Origin of the sequence: Legionella feeleii (assembly GCF_001467625.1) — a bacterium.
GTDB classification, from domain to species: domain Bacteria; phylum Pseudomonadota; class Gammaproteobacteria; order Legionellales; family Legionellaceae; genus Tatlockia; species Tatlockia feeleii.
On sequence record NZ_LNYB01000067.1, the window covers coordinates 1 to 422 of the forward strand.

The following is a 422-nucleotide window of genomic DNA, read 5'->3' on the forward strand; positions in this document are numbered from 1 at the left end:
CAATACTAATTCGCTTGTGTTACCTCTATTTCTTTACCATATTGTTAATGAACGCCTGGATGTTCCAGATTGAAATGCTCTCAATAAAAACACTTTAATCTGCATCATCTTATGAACGAGTGGTTGGTGGGTCTGGGTGGACTCGAACCACCGGCCTCACCCTTATCAGGGGTGCGCTCTAACCAGCTGAGCTACAGACCCAATTTTTTTTGCCGCGGCATTTTCTTTATTCGTTGCTATCGATTAAAGAAAATCACTTGCAAAACTTTTTTTGGTGATTCCTAGTCAAGGATTAAGCATGCAATTGTATTCGCACTCATTGACTTAATCATGCTCTTTTCTCGTTCTTGTTCTTCTGAAAACAAACTGTGTGGGCGCTTCGGCTCCTCGTCGTACTCTTTATTAAGGAGGTGATCCAGCCG

At 42.2% G+C, this 422-nt stretch carries 1 tRNA gene; it reads right to left on the minus strand.

Going from position 1 to position 422, the window contains the following annotated elements:
* Window positions 1-124: 124 nt before the first annotated feature.
* Window positions 125-201: transfer RNA gene (locus tag Lfee_RS07510), tRNA-Ile, on the minus strand.
* Between the last annotated feature and the right edge of the window lie 221 nt (window positions 202-422).